The sequence below is a fragment of the Candidimonas humi genome, assembly GCF_019166065.1.
Classification (GTDB): Bacteria; Pseudomonadota; Gammaproteobacteria; order Burkholderiales; family Burkholderiaceae_B; genus Candidimonas; species Candidimonas humi.
In genome coordinates this window covers 23320-48973 of the sequence record NZ_JAHTBN010000012.1, presented here as the reverse complement: position 1 = coordinate 48973, position 25654 = coordinate 23320, and the positions used below count along the sequence as shown (strand labels likewise).

Below are 25654 nucleotides of genomic sequence, written 5' to 3'. Positions count from 1 at the left end.
GCGACTATCAGTTGCTCAGCACGATCTGGGCGATGAGGCCAGTGGCGATGGCGGCAAGCACGTAGTCGCCCCCGGCTTGCACCCAGTAATAGCCGCGCGGAGGTGCGCTGAGGTGATGGGCGCGCCAGTTGTCTATGACATATTGCCGGCTCCGGTATTCGGAGGGCAGGCGATCGCCTTTGTAGAAGTTATGATGCGGGCCGGCTCCGCGTCCCCGGTGCTCGACCGGATGAGGGGGGCGATGCGGGGGTGCCGCATGGCGTGGCGGCGGGGCGTGACGTATGGCCGGCGGCGCCGAATGCTGGGGCCCACGATGGTCATAGCCTTGCGCCAGAGCGGAACTGCCTGCAAGACAGGCGGCTACAAAGGTGGAGACAAGGATCTTGCTTTTCATTTTCATGTAAAGGCTCCTGCTGTTTGTGGTGCTACGATCCGCGACGCCGCGGGTTGTCACGATGCCCGAAGATCCGTCATGCGGAAGGCGGGTCGGTTCCTGCCTTGGCTCTATTTGAGCATCAAAAATATTTCAAACCAATGGCGCAGCGGCATTCGTAGTTACAAAGTTTATCTCTCCGCGGCCGTCGTCGCCATGGTGGTATAAAAGAAATGTAAAGAACAGCGCCGGCCGGCTTGGATACTTCTGGCCGGCGCTGCTTTTGCGGGCCGGCGGCCGCCGGATTCCTGTCAGTAGCAAAGCAGAGGTGCATCGATGCAAAAACGCATGTTGGGCAGAACCGGTCTTGAAATCGCGCCCTTGGTATTCGGCGGTAATGTGTTCGGCTGGACGGCGGATGAAAAGACTTCCTTCGGCCTGCTCGATGCCTGGGTGGACGCTGGGCTCGATGCGATCGACACCGCCGACATCTACTCGGCCTGGGCGCCGGGCAACAAAGGCGGGGAATCCGAAACCATCATAGGCAAGTGGCTGGCCGCGCGGCCGGCCAATCGCGACAAGATCACGCTCATCACCAAGGTCGGTTCCGAGTTCAGCAAGGAAAAGAAAGGCCTGTCCGAAAGATGGATCATGCAGGCGGTGGAAGATTCGCTGCGCCGCTTGCAGACCGATCACATCGATCTATATTTGTCGCACTGGTTCGACCCGGCGACGCCGTACGAAGAAACGCTGGGCGCGTATCAAAAACTGAAAGAGCAGGGCAAGGTCCGCGCGATCGGAGCGTCCAACCTGAACGCGGAGCAATTGGCCGAGTCGCTGGAAGTGGCGCGCAGCAAAGGCCTGCCACGCTACGACGTGCTGCAGCCCGAGTACAACCTGTATGACAGGGCCGCTTTCGACGGCGCGCTGAGCGAACTCGCGATACGTGAAGACATAGGCGTCATCACCTACTATTCGCTGGCCTCGGGCTTTCTGTCGGGCAAGTACCGGTCCAAGGCCGATTTGAGCAAGAGCGTGCGCGGAACCCGCGTGGCCAAGTACCTGGACGCGCGCGGCGCACGTATCCTCGAAGCGCTCGAGCAGGCGGCCCAGAGCCTGGATGCCAGCATGGCCGAAGTGGCGCTTGCCTGGGTGATGGCGCGCCCCGGCGTGACTGCGCCGATTGCCAGCGCCACTACGCAACGCCAGCTCGAAAGCCTGGTGCGATCCGTGAGCCTTGAACTCGGCCCCGCACAGCAGGCCTTGCTGGATGCGGCCAGCCGCTGAGCCGATGTGTCCAATGGTAATGCAGTGTCCCACCATGTTGCCTGTAACAATGGCATGAGCGCGCTGCGGTGCGCGTTCGCCTGATGCCTATGCCTCGCGGCTTGTAGAGGCGGTCTCGCGCCCGAACGAGCCGGTGCCTAGGGCAGGGACGTGGCATGGCGCAGCGCTGCGCCTGGCAAGGTTTTCCGGCCTTGTCTGCAGCCCTCCGCTTGATGCTTCCCCAATATCTATATACATCACCGTATATTTATTTACATACGCAGACGCCGCCTCTTTATAAACTTTATGTGTATTAATTGTAGAGTCGGCTGACGCAGGCTACCCGATGGCGGGAACCGCGGATCCGATGGGCGCTAAGGGGATATCAATGGAACAAAAATGGCTGAAGCTGGCTCTGGCCGGTGGCGCATTTGCTATGTCGGCAATGGCTTACGCCGAAACTTCGGTAACGCTCTACGGCGTGGTCGATGAGGGCATAAGCTATACGCAGGTTCGCGGCGGCAGCGGCAAGCGTTCCCGGTTTGGCCTCAGCAACGGGCTGGCGAGCGGCAGCTTGTGGGGCTTGAAGGGAACCGAGGATCTCGGCGACGGCCTGCAGGCGACGTTCCAGCTCGAAAGCGGTTTCGATGCGCGCACCGGCTACTCGCAGCAGGACGACCGGCTCTTCGGCCGGCAGGCGACCGTGGGTCTGCGCTCCGATTCCTGGGGGCGCATCGATCTGGGCCGCCAGACCAACATCGCTTCGAAGTATTTCGCCAACGTGGCCAGCCCCTTCGGATATAACTACGGCCAGGCTTCGGTTGGCACCGCCTTCAGTTCGGCCAACGAGTTGCGTTATGACAATATGGTCATGTACCAGACGCCGAATTTCTCGGGCTTCCAGGCGGGCATAGGCTATTCCTTCAACGCATCCGGCTCGCAAGAGTTCCGCCATAGCGGCGACGGGGAACCCAACACCCGCGCGCTTACCGCCGGCGTGCGCTATGACAATGGTCCGCTGGGCGCCGCCCTGGTCTACGACCAGTTCAAGACTGCCGATAACGGCCCGGTCATCGGCGAGCATGGCATCAACGTCCGTTCCCTGGATCTGGCGCTGAGCTATGACTTCGACGTGGTCAAGCTGTACGCTGCTTATGGGCAGACGCGCAACGGCTGGTTCTCCGGCCCGAACATCGGCGACAGCGTGCCCAGCAATATGTGGGCGCGCAGCGGCCTGCGCGTGAACTCGTACACCGTGGGCGCGAGCGTTCCGGTTACGTCGAATGGCAAGCTGATGGCGTCGTGGACCATGGCCGATCCCAACGACGATTCCTACACGCAGCATGTCTACAGCCTGGGCTACGACTATTCGCTGTCCAAGCGTACCGACCTGTACGCCATGGCCTCGTATGCACACCATGTGCTGTTCCAGCCCGAAGGCAGCATGAAGGCCGCCACGGCCGGCGTCGGCATCCGCCATCAATTCTGACCACGAATAAGCCCGGCCGCAGCGCGGCCGGGAGTTCCTGTTGCACGGCGCAAGCGAGCAGAGCGCTATCTGGCCCCTTTACCAGGGGCTTCTTTTTTTGTGGCGCCGGCGCTTCGGGCGGCGGCGCGCCCGGTTCGATGTCCGATGGCGGTCCGCGGCCGGCCACGGCAGTCGCATGCCTGCATGGGCGAGCACGCCGGCAGGCCGCGCATTTACTGACAGATTGCTTAATTTCATCATCCCGCAAGCTGCGGCATGAGGCAAAGTGCGCGGCGCGCGACGGCAGCAGCGGATTCTGCTGGAAAATGGGCCGCACTAGCCTTATGCTAAACGCACCGATGCAGGAGCGCCCGCCTATTGCGGCGCATGTTCGATGACACACAGCGATGCCCGCGCAACGCGGCTCGCGCGGCCCGCGAGGCCAGTCATCTCGAATCATCACCACGCAGGTCCTGCGACGGCTATACCATGCTGCGGGCGGTCTTGCCCGCTGGGGCCGGGCGCCCAGGCATGCCGGACGTATCTACCCGGGTAGATATGTCCCTGCCTCGCGCCGGCGTTGTGAGCGCCGGCGGACTTCATCATTCGGAAGGCGCAGGAGATATTCATGAACGTTCCACAATCCGCGGAAATTGCGGCCAGACTCGACCGGCTGCCGCCGTCGCGCACGGTCTGGACCATGGTGATACTGATATCGCTGGGCGGCGTGTTCGAGTTCTATGATTTGTTCTTCACCGGCTACGTGGCCCCCGGCATGGTGCAGTCGGGGCTGTTCAAGCCCGAGTCGCTCGGGGCCTTCGCGTCCCTGGAGCCTCTCGCGGTGGCCGGTTTCGGCACTTTCGTATTCGCCACGTTTGCGGGGCTGTGGCTGGGCACGCTCATATTCGGCTATGTGGCCGATCGTTTCGGCCGGCGCCAGATCTTCACCTGGTCGCTGATCTGGTACATGATCTGCACCGCCATCATGGCATTCCAGACTTCGGGCTTCGCGCTGAACGTCTGGCGCATCATCGCCGGCATCGGCATAGGCGTGGAACTGGTCACCATCGATACTTATATTTCGGAACTGATTCCCAGCGCCGAGCGCGGCCGCGCCTACGCCGTCAATCAGTTCATTACATTCGCGGTCGTACCCGTCATCGCCTTTCTCGCTTTCGTGATGAAAGGCACCAGGCCCTTCGGCCTGGAGTACTGGCGGGTGCTGATCCTGATCGGTTCCGTCGGCGCCATCATCGTCTGGATCTTGCGCCGGCATATCCCCGAAAGCCCGCGCTGGCTGGCGCGCAACGGGCGCGGCGCGCAAGCCGACCGCATCGTCAGCGAGATCGAGCGCAAAGTCATGGCCGAGAAGGGCCTTACGGCACTGCCGCAGCCGCAGGCCCTGCGGCCCGAGAAAGAAGGAGAGGGCGCGCTTGCGGAAATCTTTCGCGCACCCTATCTGGGGCGCACGGTGCTGCTGTCCATTTTCAACATGGCCCAGGTCATCGGCTTCTATGGCTTCGCGGCCTGGGTGCCGACGCTATTGATCAGCCGCGGCATCCATGTCACGCACAGCCTGGAATACGCCTTCATCATCGCCATCGCCAATCCGTTCGGCCCCTTGCTGGGAACCCTGTTCGCCGATCGCATCGAGCGCAAGACGCAGATCATCGGGGGGCTGTTGATCATGGCCATCGTGATAGCGTTGTTCGCGCGCTCGTCGGCGCCGTGGCTGCTGATCCTGCTGGGCGTGTTGTTCACGCTGGCGGCCAATGTCATGTCGTACGCCTATCACAATTATCAGGCCGAGCTGTACCCCACGCGGGTACGCGCCCGCGCAGTGGGTTTCGTCTATTCGTGGAGCCGGCTGGCCGCGGCCTTCGCCGGCCTGGCGGTCGGCATATTGCTGCATGGCTACGGCGTGCAGGGCGTGGCGACCTTCGTCGGCATTTCGATGCTGGTAGGCATCGTGATGATCCTGCTGGGGCCGAGCACCCGCGGCCGGGCGCTGGAGCACATCAGCCATTGACCGGCGCCGCCGCGGCCGGCCCGCAGGTTAATAGTTGCGGACCCAATGCCCGGGCACCCACGCCCACTGGTTGCCATACCAGCGGTAGTGGCCCTTGACCCAATGGTAGCCGGGTGCGGGGGCGCGCGGCATCACTTCCACCCGGGGCGCCGGCCGCGGCGGCCGGGCGGGCTCGACCACGCAGGCCGACAGCAGCGTGGAACAGGCGCCGGCAAGCAGCACGGCGCTCAGTGTCGATCTTATCTTCATTGTAATTCTCCTTGTGCTTGGGGAGGCCGCGGCGGCGAGCCGCCGCGCGCCTGGGTGCGGGGCAGCGGCGCAGCACCCGGCCTTCAGCGCCGGCTCCAGTGGCCTTCCATCCAGCGCCAGCCGCGACGGCCCTGGACCCAATGGCCCGGGATCCAGCGGTGGCCGGGGCGGACTCCCTGCCAGTGTCCCGGCACCCAGACATAGCGTCCGTGCGCCCAGCGCCAGCGGCCTTGATCCCATATATAGCCAGGCCGGGGCGCAGGCACGACCTCGACGCGCGGCGGCGGCGGAGCCGTCGGCGCAATGATGATGGCCTGGGCGAAACAGGTCGATACTGCCAGCGAGGCGCCTGCAGCGGCTGCCAGCCGTTCAAGGTTGATTAGCCTCATGCGTTTCTCCTTGATGTTGCGCGAGGCCGCAACCGGCCTCTGCACTATTTGAACCCGGCGGCGCGGAAAAATCGCTGCTCTGACACAGCTTGGAAATAGTTTCTTGAAACGATCTGTGTCCGGTGCCGAGTTCTGCGCAGAGTCCTTTTGCCGGGGGCGGGCCGATGCCGGCGGGCCTGTGGCTGCAGCAGCCGTGAGGGCATGCCGGCCGGCCCCTTTGATGTGCGTTTTTCCGGGCCGCCGGGTGCTGCGCCGGCCGCGCCCGCATTCTTGTTATCCGCAGCAGCGTCCCGCGGCTTCGCCGCCGTCGCAGCAGTCGTCTTCTTCGATCTGCACGGTTACATGCGTGATGTTGTAGCGTTCGGCCACGCGCTGCTTGACCGCGGCCACGACCTCGCGCGGCTGTGCATGGCCGCTGGGCACCACGTGCACCGTCAGCAGATGCTGGCCGGAGGTAATGGACCAGACGTGGATGTGGTGTGCGTTGCGGATCTGGACGACGTTCTGTTCCAGGTCGTCCTTGATGGCGGCTATGCTGATGCCAGCCGGCGTGCCTTCGAGCAGGATGTGGCCCGAAGAGCGGATGATCTGCCAGGCGCCGCGCAGCACGATGAGCGCCACGAAAATGGACAGGATCGGGTCTATGGGCACCCAGCCCGTGGCCATGATGACCAGCGCTGCGACGATGGCGGCCGCCGAGCCCAGCATGTCGCCCAGCACATGCAGCAGCGCGCTGCGCATATTGAGGCTGTCGTGGCTGCCGCCATGCAGCACCATGAATGCCGCGATATTGGCGGCCAGGCCGGCGCATGCCACTGCCAGCATGGGGCCGCCCATGACGGCGACTGGCTGACGGAAACGTTCGATTGCCACGGCCACGATCCATAGCGCGATCAGGAACAGCGCCAGGCCATTGACGAAGGCGGCCAGGATCTCCATGCGGCGATAGCCGTACGACAATTGTTCGGTGGCCTGGCGCCGGCCCACGCGCAGGGCGAACCAACTGAAGCCCAGCGCGGCCGCGTCGCTGGCCATGTGGCCGGCGTCGGCCAGCAGCGCCAGCGATCCGGACAGCAGGCCGCCGATCACCTCGACCACCAGGAATACGACGATGATGCCGAAGGCCAGGATCACGCGGCGCTCGTCGGCTACGCCCGCGGCATGGCTGTGGCCGCCCGGGCCATGGTGATGATGGCCGTCATGGCCGTCATGGCCGTGGGCATGATCGTGGCCGCTCTCGGGTGTTTCGGTGTGGCCATGCCCCTTGTCGGGCTCGTGGACGTGGCCGTCTTCGCACTGGTGCTCGTGCCGGTGTTCGTGTTCTGCGCCGGTATGGCTGTGCTGGTGCATGCGTCTGGCTCCGCCCGCTGCAGGCTGGGCTGCATTTTCGGGGCCTGTGGATGGAGCCTTTATTGTATGCTGCACGGCCTCGGCCGAGGCCGGAGCCGCCACGACCGGAGCCGGCTTGCCGCGGTCGGCCGAGGAACGGACATGCGCGTCCGGAAGGAGAGGCCGATGCCGGCCCCGGGCCGTTCAGTTCAGGCCGGCCTTGTCCAGGCCGTAGACGGCGTCGGCCGAGCCCGGGACTGCGCTGAAAGCGATTGAAAGCCGGTTCCAGCCATTGATGGCGATGACGAGAAACGTGATGTCGGTGATTTCCTGCTCGGAATACACCTTGCGCATCTGTGCATAGCTTTCGTCGGAAATGCCGTGGGGCGGCAGCCGGGTGACGATTTCCGTCCATTCGAGCGCAGCGCGCTCGCGTTCGTCGAACAGCGGCGACTCGCGCCACACCGCGACATGATGCAGCCGCAATTCGCGTTCGCCGTGGATCTTGGCTTCCTTGACGTGCATGTCGACGCAGAACGCACAGCCATTGATCTGCGAGGCGCGCAGGAAGACGAGGTCCTTCAGCTTTTCAGGTATGGATCTGTCCTTCAGCGAGTTGCTGAAGTCCCGGTATTTCGCGGCGACTTCGGGGGATTGTTGGAAATAGTTCAAGCGTGCAGTCATGCTCGGGATTCCTCTGATAGGGCTTTGCGCTGCGCCACGCGATATTGGCGGAGCCCGCGTTGCGGTCGTTGCCGGCCCGGCTGGCGCAAACAGGCAAAGCATATAGGTATGCAAGCCGCCGGGCCCGGCATCACAGGCATATCATGCCGCCATATGGCCTGTCCAGAAAGTGCCAAGAAATATATTTTGTATTGGGCCATGATGCTGCGACACCTGCGACACCTGCGACACCTGCGACACCTACGACACCTACGACACCTACGAGCCGGCAAGAGGTGGCGGGGGCAGGCTATCCAGGCGCAGAGGGCATACCGGGCGCCATTCGGGCGCTGCGCCTACCGGGCTCGCGTCGCCTCGGCCCGCGTCGCCCCAGGCCTGCGTTCGCGCCGTTTCAGCCTTGTTCCGCGTAGGGGTAGATCCGTTCCCTGTGATCCGCGATGACTTCGCGCAGCGCCTGCGTGAATGCCTCCAGCACGGCGGGCTGTTCGCGGCCGCGCTTCATGATGAGCTGAAAACCCAGCGACAGCACCGGTTCGGTAAGCAGCGCGGTGGATATCTGCGCATCCATGCCTATCGGCGCGACGAACGAGGGAATGATGGTGGGGCCGACACCGGCCGCCGCCATGCCGATCAGGGATTCGAGCCGGTTCATCCTGATCCCGTCCGATCGCTTCATGCCGCGGGCGGCCCGGCATTTATTGACCTGTTCCTGCAGTTCCATGTCGGGCTGCATTTCGACGAAGGGGACATCCGGCAGCTCGCTCCAGGGCAGTTGCCGCGCTGTCTTGCCGCGCGTCTTTGCTCTCCAGGGCGCGGCGCGCGATTCGAGGTAAATGAAATCGAACTCGAACAGCGTGCGCCGCGAGACTTCCGGAATACGGCGCGGGAAGACCCCCAGCCCGCAGTCGAGCTCGCCGCTGCGGACCCCGAGCTCCACCTCGGGCTTGGGCAGGTCGTGGATGTGCAGGTCCAGAGTGGGCTGTGTCTGCCGCAGCTTCATGTATACCTTGGGCATGACGGTGGCCGAGAAAATGGGCGGCACGCCCACCCGCAAGGTGCGCCGGCGCTTTTCGGAAAGCTGGCTCAAGACGGGAGCAATGGCTTCCACTTCGTCCACGACCTGCTGGGCCACGGGCACCAGGCGCTGGCCCGCCGCCGTCAGGCGCACCGAGCGGGTGGTGCGCTCGAACAATCGGCAGGAAAGCTGGTTTTCCATGTCCTGCATCATGAGGCTCAGGCCGGGCTGGCTGATGTGCACGCGTTCGGCCGCGCGCGTGAAGCCGCGCGTTTGCACAATGGCCAGGAAAGCCTTGAAATGCCGGATCGTCAGATTCATAAGCAATGAAAATCAATAGATATTAGATATATATTAGACAAATCAAGGGATAGATTCTAGAGTTCTTGCAGCAGACGAGACCACAGACAAGAACACTTCAGGAGATCCCTCATGCGCGTCGCCAGCCACTACATAGACGGCCATTGGGTCGACGCCGTCGATGGCGCTGCTGCCGTGGGCGATGCTTTCAATCCGGCTACAGGCCTGGCGGTCGCGCGCTATGCCGACGCAGGCGCGGCCGAGGGCGAGGCCGCCGTCGCCGCGGCGCGGCGCGCCTTCGGGCAGACTGCGTGGCGCCACTCGCCGCGGCTGCGTGCCGACGTCCTGCTGCGTTTCGCCGACCGGCTGGAAGCGCGCAAGGACGAGGTGGCCGACTGGCTGGTCACCCTCAACGGCAAATTGCGCAGGGAAGCCATGAGCGAGATCCTGGGGGCGGCTTCCGAATTGCGCTATTACGCGGGCCTGGCGCGCAATCTGTTCGGCCGCATAGCCGAGGTCGAGCCCGGCTGCTACTCGTCCCTGGAGCGCGAGGCCGCCGGCGTGGCCGCCATCATTCTTCCCTGGAACGCCCCGATCATATTGTTGGTACGATCCCTGGCGCCGGCGCTCGCGGCCGGCTGCGCCGTAGTCATCAAGCCGGCGTTCCAGACCGCGCTGGCGCACAATCTGGCGCTTGAATGCCTGGTCCAGGACGAACGCATCCCGGCCGGGATCGTCAATTCGGTGATCGAGTCGGGCGCGACGGTGTCCCAACTGCTTTGCGCCTCGCCCGATGTGGACGTGGTGAGTTTCACCGGCTCCACCGCCGTGGGCAAGCGGATCGCGCAGGCCAGCGCCGGCACGCTCAAGCGCCTGTCCCTGGAGCTGGGCGGCAAGTCTCCCGCCGTGGTGTTCGCCGATGCGGCGCACGGGCGCAGCGCCGCGGGCATCGTGGCCGGCAGCCTGATCCAGGCCGGCCAGCAATGCACGGCGATCAGCCGGGTCCTGGTCGAGGACAGCGCATACGCCGATTTCACGCGCAGCCTGGCCGAGGCCTATCGCGCGGTGCGCGTAGGCCCGGGCAACGATCCGCAATCGCAGATGGGCTGCCTGATCGATGCCGCAAATCGCGATCGCATCGCCGGCCTGGCCGAACGCGCCGGCAGCGCCGGTGACGTGCTGGTGCAGGGGCGCATCCCCGGCGGCGAGCTGGCGCGAGGGGCATTCATCGAGCCCAGCCTGGTAGCCATCGAGGACTTGTCCTCCGAGTACATACAGCGCGAGCTGTTCGGCCCGCTGATAGTGGTCGAACGTTTTCGCGACGAGGACGATGCCATCGCGCGCGCCAACGCGACGCGCTACAGCCTGGCATCGAGCGTCTGGACGGCCGACGCCGCGCGCAGCCGCCGCATGGCCGGCCGCATGCGCTTCGGCACGGTTTGGGCCAATACCCACAACAAGCTCTTTGCCGAAGCCGAGACCGGCGGCCATGCCGACAGTGGCTACGGGCGCTTGCACGGACAGGAAGGCCTGAACGACTTCCTGGAAACCAAGCATTTTTACTACGAGGTATCGGCTTAGCCATTCCTTACACAATGACGGCCGCGGCGCGAGACCGCGGCGATTGGAGACGCAATGAACCAAGCAGCATCGCCCGCCGCGGCGGCCGCGGCTCCGGCCATGTCCGATGAGCCGCGCAGCACCGCACACTATTTTCTCGAAGGCCTGAACGATGTCGGCGTCGAATACATCTTTGCCAACCTGGGCACGGACCACGTCGAGCTGATCGAGGAGATGGCCCGCTGGCAGCGCGAAGGCCGGCCCATGTCGCGCATGGTCCTGTGCCCGCACGAGACCGTGGCGATACACATGGCCGCCGGCTATGCCGCCCTGACAGGACGCGGCCAGGCCGTGATGGTGCATGTCGACGCCGGTACGGCGAATTCCGCCATGGGCATGCACAATATGTTTCGCGGCCGCCTGCCGGTGATGCTGATCGCTGGCAAGGCGCCATACACCATGCGCGGCGAGTTGCCCGGCTCGCGCGACAACTATGTGCATTTCGTGCAGGACCCATTCGACATTGCCAGCCTGGTGCGGCCTTATGTGAAATGGGAATACACCTTGCCTTCGGGCGTGGTGGCCAAGGAGGCGCTGCGGCGCGGCCATACTGTGATGCACAGCGACCCGCCGGGCCCGGTCTACGTGAATCTGCCGCGCGAGACCCTGGCCGAGGAATGGCGGCCTGCGCAGGTGCGGGACTTTCCGGCCGAAGGCTATGGCAAAGTGGCCGTGGGCGGCATCGATCCGCGCGAGGCGGAGGCGATTGCGCGCCGCTTGATCGATGCGCGCAACCCCATAGCCGTGACCTCCTACCTGGGGCGCAAGGCGCATGCGGTGCAGGCGCTGGAGGCCCTGGCGCAACGCTGCGGCGTGCGTGTATACGAATTCATGCCCACATACCTGAATGTGTCGCGCGACTTGCCTTGCTTCGGCGGCTTCGATCCCAAGCCTGGGCTTGCCGATGCCGACATGGGCCTGCTGCTGGACGTGGACGTGCCCTGGCTGCCCAAGTTCGCCAGCGCCCGCGCCGAAACGCATTGGACGCATATCGATGTAGATCCGGTCAAGCGCGATTTTCCCATGTGGGGGTTCGCCACGCATACCCGCTTGCAGGCGGATTGCGGCCGTGCGCTGGAACAGGTGCTGGCGGCGGTCGAGCAACTGGCGACGCCGGAGTTCGAGGCGCGCGTGGCGCAGCGTGTCGCGGGCTGGGAGCAGCCCAACGCGGCGCGCCGCGCGGCCATGGTGCGTGCCGCCGAGGCTCCGGGCGCGGTGGGCGCGATCTCGCCGCATTACTTGTGCGCCACGCTGGGCGCGGCGCTGCGGCAGGACGATGTCGTCGTCAATGAGGCTATCCGGAATTCGCTGGCAGTGCTGAACCAGATCCGCCGCACGCAGCCGCTGACCTTGCTGGGCTGCGCGGGCGGCGGCCTGGGCTATAGCGGCGGGGTGGCGCTGGGCGCGAAACTGGCCCGGCCGGGCAGCCGTGTCGTGCAAATCGTGGGCGACGGCGGTTTTCATTTTTCGGCGCCCACCGCGGTGTACGCGGTGGCGCAGAATTACCGGCTGCCCATCCTGACCGTGGTGCTGGACAATGGCGGCTGGCAGGCGGTGAAAGAGGCCGTGCTGCGCGTCTATCCCGACGGCGAGGCCATGGCCGGCAACGAGTTCCAGGCCCGCCTGGAAGGCGAGCGGCGCCGCTTCGACGAGGTGGCGCAGGCTTTCGGCGCACATGGCGAACAAGTTCTTGATCCGGCCGAGCTCCCGGCGGCGGTGCAGCGCTGCCTGGATGCGCTGGATCGCGGCCAGGCCGCGCTGCTCAACGTGCGTATCGGGCAGGTCTAGAGCGAGAGGCCTTGCATGAATGCCGATCGACTTCGCATACTGGTGGTGGGCTGCGGCGCGATGGGCGGCATCTTCGCGGCTCACCTGGCCCGCGTGGCGGATGTGGCCGTATTGGATACAGACGCCGCCCACGTGGCGGCGATACGCCGCGACGGCCTGCGCCTCGAGGGCGGCGAGGGCTGCGCGGCTGCCCTGCGCGCCGAGACCGACGCTGCAGCCCTGCACGGCGAGGTTTTCGACACGATATTGTTCCTGGTCAAGTCGGGCCACACGGCCGGCGCCCTTGCCGGGCTGCAATCGCTGCTGGCTCAGGGGCCGCTATTGGTCACGCTGCAAAACGGCATGGGCAATAGCGAGATTCTCGAGGCCGGTTCCACGTGCAAGGTATTGCGGGGCATCGTGCTGGACGCCGGCCGCTACCTGGGTCCCGGCCGCGTCGAACATCTCATCCGCGGCAATCCCACTTGGCTGGGGCCCACGCGCGGTGCGGTCGGCGACTGCGCCCGGCTGGCCGAAGCCTTGAACGACGCCGGCCTGCCCACGCGTACCCTGGCCGACCCGATGGATGCGGTCTGGTCCAAGCTGGTCTTCAATTCCGTGATGAATCCCATCGGTGCGCTGCTCCTGGGCGTCAACGCCGCACGTTACGGCTCGCCCGAAGTCTGCGCGCTGGTGGACGATATGGCCGGGGAGTGCGCGCAGGTGGTCCGGGCCCTGGGCGGGCGTTATGCCTTCGACCCCATGGCGTTCGTCAAGGAAACGCGCGCCGGCCTGCGGCCCGTGACCCGGCATGCCGGGTCGATGGCGCTGGATATCGCGAATGGCGCGCCTACCGAGATAGACGAACTGACGGGATTCTTCGTGCGCGAGGGAGATCGTTTGAATGTGCCGGTGCCGGCCTGCCGCACGGTCTACCGGCTGGTGAAGGGGCTGGAAGCCGCGCGTGCCTGGCAGTTGCGGCAGCCGTGACAGATTCGGAACACGGCGCCGCGGCCGCCGAACAATATCAATATTCGAGGAGACAAAACACATGAAACAATCTGCTTTCTTTACGCGCCGTCGTGGCGTGCTGGCGCTGGCGCTGGCCTGCGCGGGCGGCATGGGGGCGGCGCACGCGCAGGGCGACTACCCGTCGCATCCCATCACCATCGTGGTCGGCTATAGCGCCGGCGGAGCCAACGACATCCTGGCGCGCATCCTGGCCGGCAAGATGTCCGACCTGCTCAAGCAGTCCGTCATTGTCGAGAACAAGCCCGGCATTTCTTCCATCGTGGGCGCCACCTACGTAGCCAAGTCCAAGCCGGACGGCTATACGCTGCTGATGGGAGCCAGCGGGCCGATTTCATTCAATCCGGCGCTGTACAAGACCCTGCCATATTCGCCAGACAAAGACCTTGCGCCCATCTCGCAAGTGGGGATCTTTCCGCTGGTCCTGTTGACCCAGGCGGCGAACAAGCAGACCGCCACGCTTGCAGGGCTGGAGGCCTATTCCAAGGCCCATCCCGACAAGTCCAACTACAGCGCCAGTTCGGCCTCGTTCCAGTTGATGACGGAACTGTTCAAGAAGCAGACCGGCACGCAATTCGTGCACATACCCTACAAGGGAAGCATGAACTCGATCAACGCGGTCGGCACCGGCGACGCCACGATGACGCTGGTGGACATAGGGCCGGCCACGGTGGGCGTCAAGGGCGGCCGGGTGCGCGCCCTGGCCGTCACTTCGGCGCGGCGCGCGCCCTACCTGCCGGACGTGCCGACCATGAAGGAATTGGGCATAGACATGGACGTGGAGCTATGGAGCGGGTTGTTCGCGCCCGCGGGCACGCCGCCCGCCGTGATCCAGAAGCTGGCGCGCACCGTGCACGAAGCCATACAGGCGCCCGACGTGCGCAAGCGCATCGCGGCCTTGTCGATTACGCCCGCCAGCGATACCCCGGCCGAGTTCGCCGCGCTGATCGCCAAGGAAATCCCGCAGTGGAAGCGCGTGGCCCGCGAGGCGGGCGTGGAACCCAACTGAAGCCGCCGGGCAGCGGCTGGCCTCATGAATACGCCGCCGGCCTGCCGCCGGCGCAACGACAGGCATATCCCTTTTTAATCAGGAGCACATCAAGTGAATGAAAACATGAAGGACGAGCTGGAAATCCGCCAGATGATCGAGCGCTGGGCAGTATGGCGCGATGCCGGCGACTGGGAACGCTTCGCCAGCGTCTGGCACCCCGAAGGCTACATGATGGCCACCTGGTTCCAGGGCTCCTATGCCGATTTCATCCGCGTCACGCGCGAAGGCTGGGACAAGGGGGTGAGCATCCTGCATTTCCTGGGCGGCACGGCGGTGGATATTGCGGGAGACCGGGCCATCGCGCAGACCAAGATGACGATTTCGCAGCGCGGGCCGGTTGAGGGCGTGGAATGCGATGTGCTGTGTACGGGCCGCTTCTACGATTTCGTGGTCAGGCACGAAGGCGAGTGGAAATTGCTGCATCGCCAGCCCATCTACGAGAAGGACCGCATCGATCCGATCGATCCCGCCGCGACGCTGGTCCTGGACCAGAAGGAATTGGCGCGCATGCCCCAAGGCTACCGGCACCTGGCCTATATCCAGACCCGCATCGGCTACTCGGTCTATATGCACATGCCCATGCTGCAGGGGGATGCCGTACAGAATCTGTACCGGCGGGGAGCCGCCTGGCTGGCCGGCGGCCCGCTGGAGCGTTGACTCCGAGGAGACTCCAACATGACGTTCGACAAACTTCTGGCCAGATTGCGCGGCGTCGCGGGCGCCGCCGCCGTGACGCTGCTGGCGCTGGCCGGCACCGCGCCGGCCCGGGCCGATTCCTGGCCCTCGCGTCCCATCACCATCGTGGTGCCTTATACCGCGGGCACCAGCATGGACACCCTGGCGCGTATCATCGGCCCTAAGCTGTCGCAGAAACTGGGCCAGCCCATCATCGTTGAAAACCGGCCGGGCGCCAGCGGCAATATCGGCACCGGCTACGTGGCCCATGCTGCCCCGAACGGCTATACATTATTGATGACGGTAGTCACCTTCGTGATGAACCCCAAGCTGCACAAGAGCGTGCCTTATGACCCATTGACCAGCTTCGCGCCCATAGGCCGCGTTGCCGACGGTGCGCTGGTGTTTGCGGTCAATCCGCGCTTCCCGGCCCATACGCTGGCCGAAGCCCTGGCGGCCTTCCGGGCGCATCCCGGCAAGTACGCCTATGCCTCGCCCGGCAACGGCACCCCCCAGCACCTGGCCATGGAGCTGTTCAAGATGCATACGGGGGCGGATATCATGCATATACCCTATAGCGGTTCGGCGGGCGCCATCACCGACCTGCTGGGTGGCCAGGTACAGGCCATGATTCTCCCGGCCAACACTGCCTTGCCGCTGAAGCAGTCGGGCAAGCTGCGCGTGCTGGCCGCCGCCCAGCCGCAGAGGATCCCGGTCATGGACGACGTGCCCACATTCGCCGAATGCGGCGTGCACGGCGCCGACGTCAGCCTGTGGTTCGGCATGCTGGCCCCGGCCCGTACGCCGGCGGGCATCGTCGACCGCCTCAATCGCGAGATCAAGCAGATCCTGGCCATGCCGGAAATAAAGTCCAGCCTGGACAAGCAGGGCCTGACGGTGGCGCCCGATACCCCGAAAGAATTCGCCGCGCTCATAGCGTCGGATTACGCACGCTGGACCGAGGTCATCAAGAAAGCGGGCATTACCCCGAATTGAATGGAATGATGGAATGAAGACGAAAGACAAGCCCAGAATCCTCATCGCCGGCGCCGGCATCGGCGGCCTGACCGCGGCAGCCAGCCTGCTCAAGCGCGGCTTCCCGGTGCGGGTATATGAACAAGCCGCGGCCCTGGGCGACGTGGGGGCCGGCATACAGTCCAGCGCCAATGCCGTGAAGGTGCTCTACGACCTGGGGCTGAAAGAGGCGCTCGAGTCTATCGTGGTGCGGCCCCAGGCCTTCGAGTTCCGGCGCTTCGACACGGCCGAGCTGATGTATCGCATCCCCCTGGGCGAAACGCACGAGCGGCTGAACGGCGCGCCGTATTTCCATATACATCGCGCCGACCTGCACGAATTGCTGGCCCGGGCGGTGCTGTCGCAGGATCCGGACTGCATCACCCTGGGCGCGCAGGCCGTGGGCTTCGAAGAAAGCGCCGATGGCGTTGCGCTGCGCCTGGCCGACGGCAGTCGCGCGGCCGGCGACGTCCTGGTGGGGGCGGACGGCATCAAGTCCGCCATCCGTGCGCAAATCCTCGGCCCGACGCCTGCCAGCTATACCGGCGACATTGCCTGGCGGGCCGTCGTTCCCACCGCGAGCCTGCCGCCCGGCATCATGGAGACCGTGTCGACCGTGTGGTGCGGGCCCAAGAAGCACGCGGTGATGTACTACCTGCGCGGCGGCAAGCTGATGAACTTCGTGGGGCTGGTGGAGCATGATTACCCCGAAAACGAATCCTGGACGCAAAAGCGGCCGTGGGCCGATCTCAAGGCCGACTTCGAAGGCTGGCATCCCGTCATCCAGACGGTCATCGATGCCAGCGACCATGACGGCTGCTACCGCTATGCCTTGAACGACCGTGCGCCGGTGGACAACTGGAGCACCGCACGCGCGACGCTGCTGGGCGATGCGGCGCACCCGACCTTGCCCTATCTGGCATCGGGGGCCGCCATGGCGATCGAGGACGGGGCGGTGCTGGCGCGTTGCCTGGATGCCTATGCGGACGTGGCGGACGCCCTGCAGGTATACCAGGACAGCCGCATGAGCCGCAGCGCCAAGGTGGTGCTGGAATCGGCCGGCAACCGCGACCTGTACCGCATCGAAGACGAAGAGGAAATGCGGCGCGCCTTCCAGCAGAAGAACATGAGCAAGAGCCGTTCCGAGTGGCTGTTTTCCTATGACGCGCTGACGGTTCCCCTGGACGATAGCCGGGTCGGCGAGCGCGGCCGCGGCGGCCCCGGCCATGCTCGCGCCGCAGGCGCCGCATGAGCGCATTTGGACTATATTTCTCTCATGGGCAGCGCAAGGCCGCCGGGCACGAAGGAAGATCATTGTGCGCAATCTGAATCACGAAACCATCACCGAAGCCGTCCTGGCTCGCCACGTCGATACTGCGGACCCGCGTCTCAAGGAAATCATGGACAGCCTGATCCGGCACCTGCATGATTTCGCGCGCGAAGTGCATTTGACGGAAGACGAATGGTTCCAGGGCATCCAGTTCCTGACCCGCTGCGGCCACATCACCGACGACCGGCGCCAGGAATTCATCCTGCTGTCGGATGTACTGGGGCTGTCCATGCTCACGGTGGCCATGAACAACGACAAGCCCGCCCAGTGCACGGAATCCACGGTGTTCGGCCCTTTCCACGTGGACGGCGCGCCGCATTACGAACTGGGCGCGGACATCTCCAACGGCGCGCACGGCATACCTTGCCTGGTGCGCGGCACGGTGCGGGGGCTGGACGGCTCGCCCATAGCGGGCGCCAGCATGGACGTATGGCAGTCCGACGAGGACGGGCTCTACGATGTCCAGCACGAGGACATCGACCATGCCCAGGCGCGCGGGATTCTGCACACGGATGAGCAAGGCCGCTATGACTTCCGCTCCATCCTGGCGGTTCCCTATGCCATTCCCCACGACGGCCCGGTCGGCGACCTGCTCGCCGCCAGCGGGCGCCATCCGTGGCGGCCGGCCCACCTGCATTTCATGATCGAGGCGCCCGGCTACCAAACCTTGATCACCCATGTGTTTCGCAGCGACGACCGCTATCTGGATTCGGATGCCGTCTTCGGGGTGCGCCAGTCGCTGATCGCGGACTGGAAGCAGCAGTCCGATGGCACTTATCTGGTCGAGTACGATTTCGTGCTCAACCCCGTCGATGGGAGCTGATGTGCAAGAGTTCATCTATAGCAGCCTGCCGTCCAGGGTCGTGTTCGGGCGCGGATCGCTGGCCGCCCTGGGCCGGGAAATAGAACTACTGGGCGCTGGCCGCGTGCTGGTCCTGTCCACGCCGGGCCACGGCGATCAGGCACAGGCGGCCGCCGACAGCCTGGGTGCGCGTGCGGCAGGGGTTTTTGCCGGCGCCGTCATGCATGTGCCGGCCGAGATCGCGCGCGCGGCCGGCGACGAAGCGCGCCGGCTGCACGCGGATTGCACGCTGGCGATGGGCGGCGGGTCGACCATAGGCCTTGCAAAGGCGGTCGCCCTGGATCTCGGCCTGCCCATCCTGGCCGTGCCCACCACCTATGCCGGCAGCGAGATGACGCCCATCTACGGCATTACCGAAGCCGGCGCCAAGAAGACCGGCAGGGACGCGCGGGTATTGCCGCGCACGGTCATCTACGATCCCGACCTGACGCTGGGGTTGCCCGCGGGCCTGAGCGTCACCAGCGGCATGAATGCCATTGCCCACGCCGCGGAAGGCCTGTATGCGCGCGACGGCAACCCAATCATGAGCCTGATGGCCGAAGAGGGGATACGGGCGCTGGCGCAGGCGCTGCCGGCCATCCAGCGCCGTCCCGGCGAGATCGAGGCGCGCGACGCGGCCTTGTACGGGGCCTGGCTGTGCGGCACGGTATTGGGCAATGTGGGCATGGCCTTGCATCACAAGCTGTGCCATGTGCTGGGCGGCACCTTCAACCTGCCGCATGCCGAGACGCACACCGTCGTCCTGCCGCATGCCATCGCTTTCAACGCGCAGGCCGCTCCCGAGGCGATGCAGCGCATCCGGCGCGCGCTCGGCATCGAAGGCTCGGCCAGCGCCGCCGCGGGCCTGTTCGACCTGGCGCGCGACCATGGCGCGCCGGTGGCCTTGAAGGACATTGGCGACATCACCGAGGCGGATATGGCGAAGGCGGCGGACCTGGTCGTGGGCGCGCCGTATTGGAATCCGCGCCCGATCGACGCCGCGCAGCGTGCAGGCATACACAGGCTGTTGCTGGACGCCTATCACGGGAACAGGCCCGCGTAAGCCCTGCCCGGGCGGCGGCTGTCGGCCTCGCGGCTGGTCGGCGGGCTGTCCGGCGCCGCTGCCGCGTTCCCCGGTTGATGCGGCGGCAGTGTCGGCGGTATAACAGGGGACGAAAAATGGCGCGGACGGTGGGCCGCGCCATGGCATGTTCCTGTCCTTACGGAGAAAACACCATGGATGACGCTGAGGATCCGTCGCTGGCCGACTGGATCATCGAGCAGGTATCCGATGCCCTGATCTACGCCGACCGCAACGGCAACATCGCGCGCTGGAACCAGGCAGCCGGCAGGCTGTTCGGCTTCAGCGCCGACGAGGCGCTGGGCAAAAACCTCGACCTGATCATTCCCGAGCATTTGCGCGCCGCCCATTGGGCCGGTTTCGACGCGGCCATGGATAGCGGCAGGCTCAAGCTGCAAGGGCATCCGACGCTGACGCGCGCGGTGCGCAAGGGCGGCCAGAAGCTGTATGTGGAAATGACCTTCGCCCTGGTCAAGGACGCCGGCGGGGCGCCGGTGGGTTCGGTCGCCATGGCGCGCGATGTCACCGAGCGGATCGAAAAAGAACGCGCGGCCCGCAAGGCGGCCGCGCCGGGCGCCTAGCGCCTCGCACCGCAAATTTCCGGGGGCGGGCTTGCGGCCCCGGCTGCAGGTATCAGGTCCCGCCTCATTTGCGGGCGGCCCAGGGCGGCGGGCGATGGGCCCATTCCTTGAGAAATTCCAGCAGGTGCCTGACGCGCGCAGGCATATTGCGGCGGGTGGAGAACACGACATTGATCTCCACAGCCTGCGGCACCTCGTTCGGCAGCAATATTTCCAGCAGGCCCTGTGCGATGTCGTCGGCAACCATATAGGTGGGGTGGATCGACACGCCTGCGCCGTCCAGGGCGGCGTGTTTCAGTGCATCGCCCAGGTTGGAACGTATCGTGCCCCTGACGCGCACTTCCTGCGGCGGCGTGCCTTCGAAGCGCCAGATTCCCGAATGCGACTTGATGGTGTGGATCAGGCAGTTGTGCTGCGCCAGGTCCGCCACGTACGCGGGGCGGCGGTGTTTTTTCAGGTATTGCGGCGAGGCCACCACGAACTGCGGCGCCAGCATCAGCGGCAGGGCCACGTAGCTCGCGTCTTTCAACGAGGGCGCGATGCGGATGGACAGGTCCAGGGCTTCGGCGAGAATGTCCGAGCGCCCGTCGTCGTGGACTATGGTTACTTCGATATCCGGGTAGCGCTGCGTGAACGCCGCGATCACTTGCACGAGATGGTGGGCGCCGAAAGAGGGCGGCGTGCCCACGCGTATCGCGCCGCGCGGCAACTGGACCGCGTCGCGTACTGCCGACTCCATGGCCTCGTAGCTCTGGATCATGTCCCTGGAGCCCTGCAGCACTCGTTCCCCCGCCTCGGTAAGGGCGACCTGTTTCGGATTCCGTTTCAGGAGCTGAGCGCCCATGTCGCGTTCGAGCGCGGCGATGTGCTTGGTGACCGTGCTCTTGGGCAGGGACATTTGCATTGCCGCGCGGACAAAGCTCCCGCAGCGGGCGACCTCGCAGAAAACTCGCAGGCTTTGAAGCTTGTCCATGCTTTCAATGTTTCTGGAATAGAAACTTTAAATTGTAATTTAGGTGGCTACAGGGCGCAAAAACAGCAATAGAATTTTCAACAGGATCCGGCCCGGGCCTTGGGCCGACAGATCGCAAACAGGAAACATTGATGCAGGAACCCCATACGGCGACCGAGCCGCCCCGGCTTCCGCCGCAGTTCGTGCAGCGCTATTCCGCAAGCAGGCTGGTAATGGGCAGTAACGCAATTGCGTCGCTGCGATCCGAACTGGCGGAAGCGGGCATTCTGCGCCCCATGGTGCTGGCGGGCGCGCGTACGCGCCGGTCGGATATGTATGCGCGCGTCGAACAGTCGCTCGAGGGCGTCGCGTGGGTGGACACCCGGCCCGTTCCCGCGCATTCGAATGTGGAACTGGTCGAGGACCTTACCCGCCAGGCCCTGGAAGCAGGGGTCGACGGCTTCGTGGCCGTCGGCGGCGGAAGCGCCGCCGATACGGCGAAGGCCATCGCCATCGTGATGGCGGAGGGCGGCCCGCTGGCCAGGCACGCGGTGCGTTTCACGCCGCCGTCCACGCTGGTGGCGCCCGCCTTGCGCAAGCCCAAGCTGCCCATCGTGTCGATTCCAGGCACTGCCTCGGGCGCCGAAGTCACGGCCAGCCTGGGAGTGCGCGACGCCAGCGGCGCCAAGCTCTTGTTCTCCGATCCCGCGGTGGCCGCTCGTGTCGTGTTGCTCGACCCCAGTGCCAATCTGTGCGTGCCGGCCGCCCTCATGTGCTCCACCGGCATGAATGCACTGGCGCATTGCATCGAAGGCCTGTATTCGCGCGAGCGCGTGCCGCTCGCCGAGACCTACGCGCTCGAGGCGTTGGCGCGCCTGGCCTACGCCGTACCGGCCGTGCGGCAGCGGCCCGACGACGAACAGGCGCGGGGCCAGTTGCTGTATGCCGCGCACCTGGCCGGCCTGGTGCTGGTCTACGCGCGCACCTGTGTGCACCACGCCTTGTGCCACGTCATAGGCTCGGTTACGGGCGCGCCGCATGGCGAGGCCAATGCGGTGATGTTGCCGCATTGCGTGGCTTTCAATGCGGCGGCCGCGGCCGGTCCCCTGGCGCGCGCCGCGGCGGCGCTGGGGCTGGAAGATGGCCCGCAATCGCTGGTGGACGCACTGTGCGCGCTGCAAGTGTCCGCGGGCGTGCCCATGCGCTTGCGCGATATCGGCGTCGCCGAGCATGACCTGGACCGTATCGCGGCCAAGGGCATGGGAGAGCGCGGCCTTTACTACAACCCGCGCCAGGTCGCCGGCGCCGACGAACTGCGCGGGATTCTCGAAGCGGCCTATTGAGGCTGCAGTGCTATTGGCCTATAGGGATGGGCCGCCGATATTTCTTACGAGGATTGCATCATGGCATTGAAGATTGTTCCCACCGGACGTACGCTGGGCGCGCGCATCGAAGGGCTGGACCTGTCCCGGCCGCTGGCGGATGCCGAATTCGCGCAGTTGCTGCAGGCTCTCGGGCAATACGGGGTGCTGAGCTATCCCGACCAGCAGCTCAGCCCCCTCGACCTGCGTGAATTCGCGCGCCGCTTCGGCGATCTGGAAATCAATGTCGCCGGGGCCTACCAGGAACCCGGGCTACCCGAGGTGATGGTGCTCTCGAACATCGTCGAGAACGGCAAGCCCATAGGCCTCTCGGACGCGGGGCAGGATTGGCACACCGACATGTCCTACAGCAAGATGATCGCTTTCACGAACATTCTCTATGGCATCAAGATTCCCTTCCGCGACGGCCGGCCCTTGGGCAACACCGAATTCTGCAATATGCATGCGGCCTACGAAGGCCTGCCCGAGGACATGAAGCGGCGCTTGGACGGCATGACCGTGCTGCACGACTTCAACAAGTTCTGGGAAATGATGCGCCGCGAGCGCGGCAGCCAGCGTCCGCCGCTGACGCCGGCCCAGCGCGCGGCAAAGCCTCCCGTGTCGCACCCGCTGTTCCTGAAGCACCCGATCACCGGGCGTAAAGTGCTGTATTGCAACCCGGGCTACGCCATGCGCATCAATGAACTCGAGCAGGCCGAAAGCGACGAGACCCTCGATTTCCTGTTCAAGCACCAGACTCAGGAACAATACCGCTACGCTCATCGCTGGCAGACTCGCGATGTCCTGATGTGGGACAACATGGGTACCGTCCATAATGCGATCCCCGATTATCGTCCCGACGAGCCGCGCCTGATCAAGCGCTGCCAAGTGATGGCCACGCGTTTCTTCAACGCGGACGGCAGCCCGCGCGGCAACAGCGAGCCCGCCGAGGCCGCGACGGCGTGAACATATCGCGCCGCCCGGCGCCGCGCAGCGTCGCGGACTGTTGCTCGATCGCCGACCTGCGCGCGCTTGCGCGCCGCCGGCTGCCGCGGGCCGTATACGACTTCTATGCCGGCGGCGCCGAAGACGAAAGCACCTTGCGGGACAACCGCGGCGCCTATGCGGCGTTGCGGTTCGCGCCGCATGTCCTGGTCGATGTGGCCAAGGTCTCCACCGAGTGCAATTTGCTGGGCGCGCCTGCTGGGATGCCCGCGGCCATCGCGCCGACCGGGGCGGCCGGCTTCGGCCGGCGCGATGCCGATCTGGCGCTGGCCAAGGCCGCCGCCGACTATGGTATTCCGTATACCTTGTCGAGCAGCGCGACCACCGCCATCGAGACCATCGCCCGCGCGGCGCCCGGGCGCCACTGGTTCCAGGCCTACGTGCTCAACAATCGCGAATTTTTCTGGAAGCTGCTCGGCCGGGCGCTGGCCGCCGACTACGAGGCGCTGGTCATCACGGTGGACCTGCCCGTGGGCGGCAAGCGGGAACGGGATTTACGCAATCATTTCTCGATTCCTTTTCGCTTTTCCGCGCGCAATATGCTGGATTTCGCGAGCCGGCCGCGCTGGGCGCTGGACATGCTCGCGCGCGGCCTGCCCGTCATGGAGAACCTGCGCGGCTTCGAGCTCGCGGCCAAGAGCGCGGTCGCCATAGCGTCGTCCGTGGGCAGAAGCTACGACCCCGGCTTCGACTTCGAGCGCCTGGCGCAGGTGCGCGAGCGCTGGCCCCGCAAGCTGATCGTCAAGGGCGTCTGCCGCGGCGACGATGCGGCCCGGCTCGCGGCGCTGGGCGTCGATGCAATCGTCGTATCCAACCACGGCGGGCGCCAGCTCGACGGCGCGGTCGCCACGCTGGACGCCTTGCCCGAGGTGCTGCAGGCGGTAGCGGGCCGCCTGCCGGTGCTGGTGGATGGCGGCGTGCGCCGCGGCGGCGACATGGCCAAGGCCCTGGCGCTCGGCGCCCAGGGGGTGCTGCTGGGGCGTGCGACGCTGTTCGGCGCGGTTGCGGCGGGCGAATCCGGAGCCCGCCGGGCCTTGGAGATCCTGCAGGACGAATTGCAGCGTACCCAGAAGTTGTGCGGCGTAACCCGCGCGGACCGGTTTTCCTCCGAACTGCTGCGTCCGGCACGGCGCATGCCGGATCTTGTTTATTGACCCTGGAGATTCCGATCTACAGGGCGATCTTTACCACCACCTCAAGGAGACAAACCATGAAAATCAATCTATCCAAACGCAAGGCTGCCATCCGCCTGGCCGCGGCATGTGCCGTAGGCCTCGCGGGCGCGGCGGCCATGCCGGGCTCGGCCTGGGCGGCTTCCGGCCATTATCCCGACCGGCCCATCCGGCTGATCGTGGGCTACAGCGCCGGGGGCCCGACCGATGTGCTGGCTCGGCTGCTGGCCAAGGAAATGGCCACCAATCTGGGCGGTTCGATAGTCGTCGAGAACAAGCCCGGGGCCAATGGCTATATCGCCACCGAGTACGTGCAGCGTGCGGCGCCCGATGGCTACACGATATTGATGAACACCATTTCTCACAACGTCAATCCGCTGATCAAGCCCCACCTTATCCACTACGACCCGATCAAGGACTTCACGCAAATCGCCCAGGTCGCGGTGCTGCCGCAATTGCTGGTGGTAGGCGGGCATTCGCCCTACGAGTCGCTGAAGCAACTTCTGGACAAAGCCAAGAAGCAGCCCGGGCAGGTGAGTTTCGGTTCGGCGGGCGTGGGCGGGTCCGCGCACTTGGCCGCGGCCTTGCTCGAAGAGCGTTCCGGCACGAAGATGAATCACATCCCCTTCCAGGGCAATGGCCCTGCGCTGACCGACGTCATGGCCGGCCGCGTGGATTTCATGTTCTATCCGATGGTCGGCCTGAAGGATTTCGTGTCCAGCGGGAAGCTGCGCATTCTTGCCGCCACCACCGCCAAGCGCCTGCCCGATTATCCCAAGGTGCCGACGATGTCCGAATTGGGGTTCCCCGGCTTTGAGGACTACGCCCAGCCCATAGGGTTCGTCGGTCCGGCCCATATACCCGAGGCGATCACCGCCAAGCTCGCAAACTCGGTCAAGACCGTCCTGGACAAGCCCGAGGTCCAGGAAAGGCTCAAGACCCTGGGCGCCGAGATCAAGTATCGTGATTCGAAGGACTACAGGGAATGGCTGGGCCAGGACAGGCAGCGCTGGGCCGATTTGATCAAAAAGGCCGACATACGCGCCGAATGAACGCCTGTGGGCGATGTAAGA

At 65.3% G+C, this 25654-nt stretch carries 24 protein-coding genes; 17 read left to right on the top strand and 7 right to left on the bottom strand.

Translation table 11 applies throughout. The features are described 5' to 3' along the window. Positions 1 to 7 precede the first annotated feature (7 nt). Positions 8 to 394, bottom strand: a complete 387-nt coding sequence (locus tag KVP10_RS19000) for an RcnB family protein (protein WP_217966351.1) — start codon at positions 392 to 394, stop codon at positions 8 to 10. Between the two features lie 315 nt (positions 395 to 709). Here KVP10_RS19000 and KVP10_RS18995 point away from each other — a divergent pair, with 315 nt between their 5' ends. From KVP10_RS18995 to KVP10_RS18985, 3 genes are all read left to right on the top strand, one after another. Beyond that, positions 710 to 1660, top strand: a complete 951-nt coding sequence (locus KVP10_RS18995; protein ID WP_217966318.1) for an aldo/keto reductase — start codon at positions 710 to 712, stop codon at positions 1658 to 1660. 367 nt (positions 1661 to 2027) lie between these two features. Beyond that, positions 2028 to 3128, top strand: coding sequence for a porin (locus KVP10_RS18990; protein WP_217966317.1), 1101 nt, complete (start codon positions 2028 to 2030; stop codon positions 3126 to 3128). Between the two features lie 679 nt (positions 3129 to 3807). Next, positions 3808 to 5136 (top strand): MFS transporter, encoded by a 1329-nt coding sequence (locus KVP10_RS18985; RefSeq protein ID WP_217966350.1) that lies wholly within the window; start codon positions 3808 to 3810, stop codon positions 5134 to 5136. Positions 5137 to 5163: 27 nt separating this feature from the next. On the opposite strand, the gene KVP10_RS18980 is transcribed toward KVP10_RS18985, so the two are convergent. From KVP10_RS18980 to KVP10_RS18960, 5 genes are all read right to left on the bottom strand, one after another. After that, entirely contained in the window at positions 5164 to 5385 is a 222-nt protein-coding gene (locus KVP10_RS18980; protein ID WP_217966316.1) for a YXWGXW repeat-containing protein, read from the bottom strand. Between the two features lie 83 nt (positions 5386 to 5468). Next, positions 5469 to 5774 (bottom strand): YXWGXW repeat-containing protein, encoded by a 306-nt coding sequence (locus KVP10_RS18975; protein WP_217966315.1) that lies wholly within the window; start codon positions 5772 to 5774, stop codon positions 5469 to 5471. 273 nt (positions 5775 to 6047) lie between these two features. Next, the gene (locus KVP10_RS18970) at positions 6048 to 7124 is read right to left on the bottom strand and encodes a cation diffusion facilitator family transporter (RefSeq protein ID WP_217966314.1); all 1077 of its coding nucleotides are present in this window, start codon (positions 7122 to 7124) and stop codon (positions 6048 to 6050) included. 183 nt (positions 7125 to 7307) lie between these two features. Then, a complete protein-coding gene (locus KVP10_RS18965) occupies positions 7308 to 7787 on the bottom strand; it encodes a carboxymuconolactone decarboxylase family protein (RefSeq protein WP_217966313.1) in 480 nt (159 codons plus the stop codon). A 391-nt stretch (positions 7788 to 8178) separates the two neighbouring features. Beyond that, entirely contained in the window at positions 8179 to 9123 is a 945-nt protein-coding gene (locus KVP10_RS18960) for a LysR family transcriptional regulator (RefSeq protein WP_217966312.1), read from the bottom strand. Positions 9124 to 9234: 111 nt separating this feature from the next. Here KVP10_RS18960 and KVP10_RS18955 point away from each other — a divergent pair, with 111 nt between their 5' ends. The 10 genes from KVP10_RS18955 to KVP10_RS18910 all read left to right on the top strand — a co-directional run bounded on the left by KVP10_RS18955 (position 9235) and on the right by KVP10_RS18910 (position 20091). Next, positions 9235 to 10683 (top strand): aldehyde dehydrogenase family protein, encoded by a 1449-nt coding sequence (locus tag KVP10_RS18955; RefSeq protein WP_217966311.1) that lies wholly within the window; start codon positions 9235 to 9237, stop codon positions 10681 to 10683. Between the two features lie 54 nt (positions 10684 to 10737). Beyond that, the gene (locus tag KVP10_RS18950) at positions 10738 to 12510 is read left to right on the top strand and encodes a thiamine pyrophosphate-requiring protein (protein WP_246600841.1); all 1773 of its coding nucleotides are present in this window, start codon (positions 10738 to 10740) and stop codon (positions 12508 to 12510) included. A 15-nt stretch (positions 12511 to 12525) separates the two neighbouring features. Further along, positions 12526 to 13479 (top strand): ketopantoate reductase family protein, encoded by a 954-nt coding sequence (locus KVP10_RS18945; RefSeq protein ID WP_217966310.1) that lies wholly within the window; start codon positions 12526 to 12528, stop codon positions 13477 to 13479. A gap of 61 nt (positions 13480 to 13540) precedes the next feature. Continuing rightward, entirely contained in the window at positions 13541 to 14527 is a 987-nt protein-coding gene (locus tag KVP10_RS18940) for a Bug family tripartite tricarboxylate transporter substrate binding protein (RefSeq protein WP_217966309.1), read from the top strand. Positions 14528 to 14620: 93 nt separating this feature from the next. Further along, positions 14621 to 15226, top strand: a complete 606-nt coding sequence (locus KVP10_RS18935; RefSeq protein ID WP_343218772.1) for a nuclear transport factor 2 family protein — start codon at positions 14621 to 14623, stop codon at positions 15224 to 15226. Between the two features lie 18 nt (positions 15227 to 15244). Further along, positions 15245 to 16240, top strand: coding sequence for a Bug family tripartite tricarboxylate transporter substrate binding protein (locus tag KVP10_RS18930; RefSeq protein WP_217966308.1), 996 nt, complete (start codon positions 15245 to 15247; stop codon positions 16238 to 16240). A gap of 13 nt (positions 16241 to 16253) precedes the next feature. Next, positions 16254 to 17510, top strand: a complete 1257-nt coding sequence (locus KVP10_RS18925; RefSeq protein ID WP_217966307.1) for an FAD-dependent monooxygenase — start codon at positions 16254 to 16256, stop codon at positions 17508 to 17510. 64 nt (positions 17511 to 17574) lie between these two features. Next, positions 17575 to 18411 carry an intradiol ring-cleavage dioxygenase gene (locus KVP10_RS18920; RefSeq protein WP_217966306.1) on the top strand — a complete coding sequence of 279 codons (837 nt, stop codon included), beginning with the start codon at positions 17575 to 17577 and terminating at the stop codon, positions 18409 to 18411. A gap of 1 nt (position 18412) precedes the next feature. Continuing rightward, complete coding sequence (locus KVP10_RS18915) at positions 18413 to 19492, top strand: maleylacetate reductase (RefSeq protein ID WP_217966305.1); 1080 nt, start codon at positions 18413 to 18415, stop codon at positions 19490 to 19492. 173 nt (positions 19493 to 19665) lie between these two features. Next, positions 19666 to 20091: a PAS domain S-box protein gene (locus tag KVP10_RS18910; RefSeq protein ID WP_217966304.1), complete on the top strand. Its 426-nt coding sequence runs from the start codon at positions 19666 to 19668 to the stop codon at positions 20089 to 20091. Positions 20092 to 20155: 64 nt separating this feature from the next. Here the strand turns inward: KVP10_RS18910 and KVP10_RS18905 are convergent, their stop codons facing one another. Then, on the bottom strand, positions 20156 to 21064 hold the full coding sequence (locus tag KVP10_RS18905) for a LysR family transcriptional regulator (RefSeq protein WP_217966303.1): 909 nt from the start codon (positions 21062 to 21064) through the stop codon (positions 20156 to 20158). Positions 21065 to 21195: 131 nt separating this feature from the next. Between KVP10_RS18905 and KVP10_RS18900 the strand changes: the two genes are divergently transcribed. The 4 genes from KVP10_RS18900 to KVP10_RS18885 are packed head-to-tail and all read left to right on the top strand — an operon-like array spanning position 21196 to position 25633. Continuing rightward, a complete protein-coding gene (locus KVP10_RS18900) occupies positions 21196 to 22386 on the top strand; it encodes an iron-containing alcohol dehydrogenase family protein (RefSeq protein ID WP_217966302.1) in 1191 nt (396 codons plus the stop codon). A 60-nt stretch (positions 22387 to 22446) separates the two neighbouring features. Beyond that, positions 22447 to 23370, top strand: a complete 924-nt coding sequence (locus tag KVP10_RS18895) for a TauD/TfdA dioxygenase family protein (RefSeq protein WP_217966301.1) — start codon at positions 22447 to 22449, stop codon at positions 23368 to 23370. Further along, complete coding sequence (locus KVP10_RS18890) at positions 23367 to 24563, top strand: alpha-hydroxy acid oxidase (protein WP_343218771.1); 1197 nt, start codon at positions 23367 to 23369, stop codon at positions 24561 to 24563. Before KVP10_RS18895 ends, KVP10_RS18890 begins: the two co-directional genes overlap by 4 nt. A gap of 56 nt (positions 24564 to 24619) precedes the next feature. Further along, complete coding sequence (locus KVP10_RS18885; protein WP_217966300.1) at positions 24620 to 25633, top strand: Bug family tripartite tricarboxylate transporter substrate binding protein; 1014 nt, start codon at positions 24620 to 24622, stop codon at positions 25631 to 25633. Positions 25634 to 25654 lie beyond the last annotated feature (21 nt).

Bases quoted from the DNA above. Each gene is read 5' to 3' on its own strand.
- KVP10_RS18980 (WP_217966316.1), bottom strand. From the start codon at position 5,385: ATGAAGATAAGATCGACACTGAGCGCCGTGCTGCTTGCCGGCGCCTGT.
- KVP10_RS18975 (WP_217966315.1), bottom strand. From the start codon at position 5,774: ATGAGGCTAATCAACCTTGAACGGCTGGCAGCCGCTGCAGGCGCCTCG.
- KVP10_RS18985 (WP_217966350.1), top strand. From the start codon at position 3,808: ATGGTGATACTGATATCGCTGGGCGGCGTGTTCGAGTTCTATGATTTG.
- KVP10_RS19000 (WP_217966351.1), bottom strand. From the start codon at position 394: ATGAAAAGCAAGATCCTTGTCTCCACCTTTGTAGCCGCCTGTCTTGCA.
- KVP10_RS18995 (WP_217966318.1), top strand. From the start codon at position 710: ATGCAAAAACGCATGTTGGGCAGAACCGGTCTTGAAATCGCGCCCTTG.
- KVP10_RS18910 (WP_217966304.1), top strand. From the start codon at position 19,666: ATGGATGACGCTGAGGATCCGTCGCTGGCCGACTGGATCATCGAGCAG.
- KVP10_RS18955 (WP_217966311.1), top strand. From the start codon at position 9,235: ATGCGCGTCGCCAGCCACTACATAGACGGCCATTGGGTCGACGCCGTC.
- KVP10_RS18930 (WP_217966308.1), top strand. From the start codon at position 15,245: ATGACGTTCGACAAACTTCTGGCCAGATTGCGCGGCGTCGCGGGCGCC.
- KVP10_RS18950 (WP_246600841.1), top strand. From the start codon at position 10,738: ATGAACCAAGCAGCATCGCCCGCCGCGGCGGCCGCGGCTCCGGCCATG.
- KVP10_RS18945 (WP_217966310.1), top strand. From the start codon at position 12,526: ATGAATGCCGATCGACTTCGCATACTGGTGGTGGGCTGCGGCGCGATG.
- KVP10_RS18970 (WP_217966314.1), bottom strand. From the start codon at position 7,124: ATGCACCAGCACAGCCATACCGGCGCAGAACACGAACACCGGCACGAG.
- KVP10_RS18885 (WP_217966300.1), top strand. From the start codon at position 24,620: ATGAAAATCAATCTATCCAAACGCAAGGCTGCCATCCGCCTGGCCGCG.
- KVP10_RS18965 (WP_217966313.1), bottom strand. From the start codon at position 7,787: ATGACTGCACGCTTGAACTATTTCCAACAATCCCCCGAAGTCGCCGCG.
- KVP10_RS18905 (WP_217966303.1), bottom strand. From the start codon at position 21,064: ATGGACAAGCTTCAAAGCCTGCGAGTTTTCTGCGAGGTCGCCCGCTGC.
- KVP10_RS18900 (WP_217966302.1), top strand. From the start codon at position 21,196: ATGCAGGAACCCCATACGGCGACCGAGCCGCCCCGGCTTCCGCCGCAG.
- KVP10_RS18925 (WP_217966307.1), top strand. From the start codon at position 16,254: ATGAAGACGAAAGACAAGCCCAGAATCCTCATCGCCGGCGCCGGCATC.
- KVP10_RS18940 (WP_217966309.1), top strand. From the start codon at position 13,541: ATGAAACAATCTGCTTTCTTTACGCGCCGTCGTGGCGTGCTGGCGCTG.
- KVP10_RS18960 (WP_217966312.1), bottom strand. From the start codon at position 9,123: ATGAATCTGACGATCCGGCATTTCAAGGCTTTCCTGGCCATTGTGCAA.
- KVP10_RS18895 (WP_217966301.1), top strand. From the start codon at position 22,447: ATGGCATTGAAGATTGTTCCCACCGGACGTACGCTGGGCGCGCGCATC.
- KVP10_RS18990 (WP_217966317.1), top strand. From the start codon at position 2,028: ATGGAACAAAAATGGCTGAAGCTGGCTCTGGCCGGTGGCGCATTTGCT.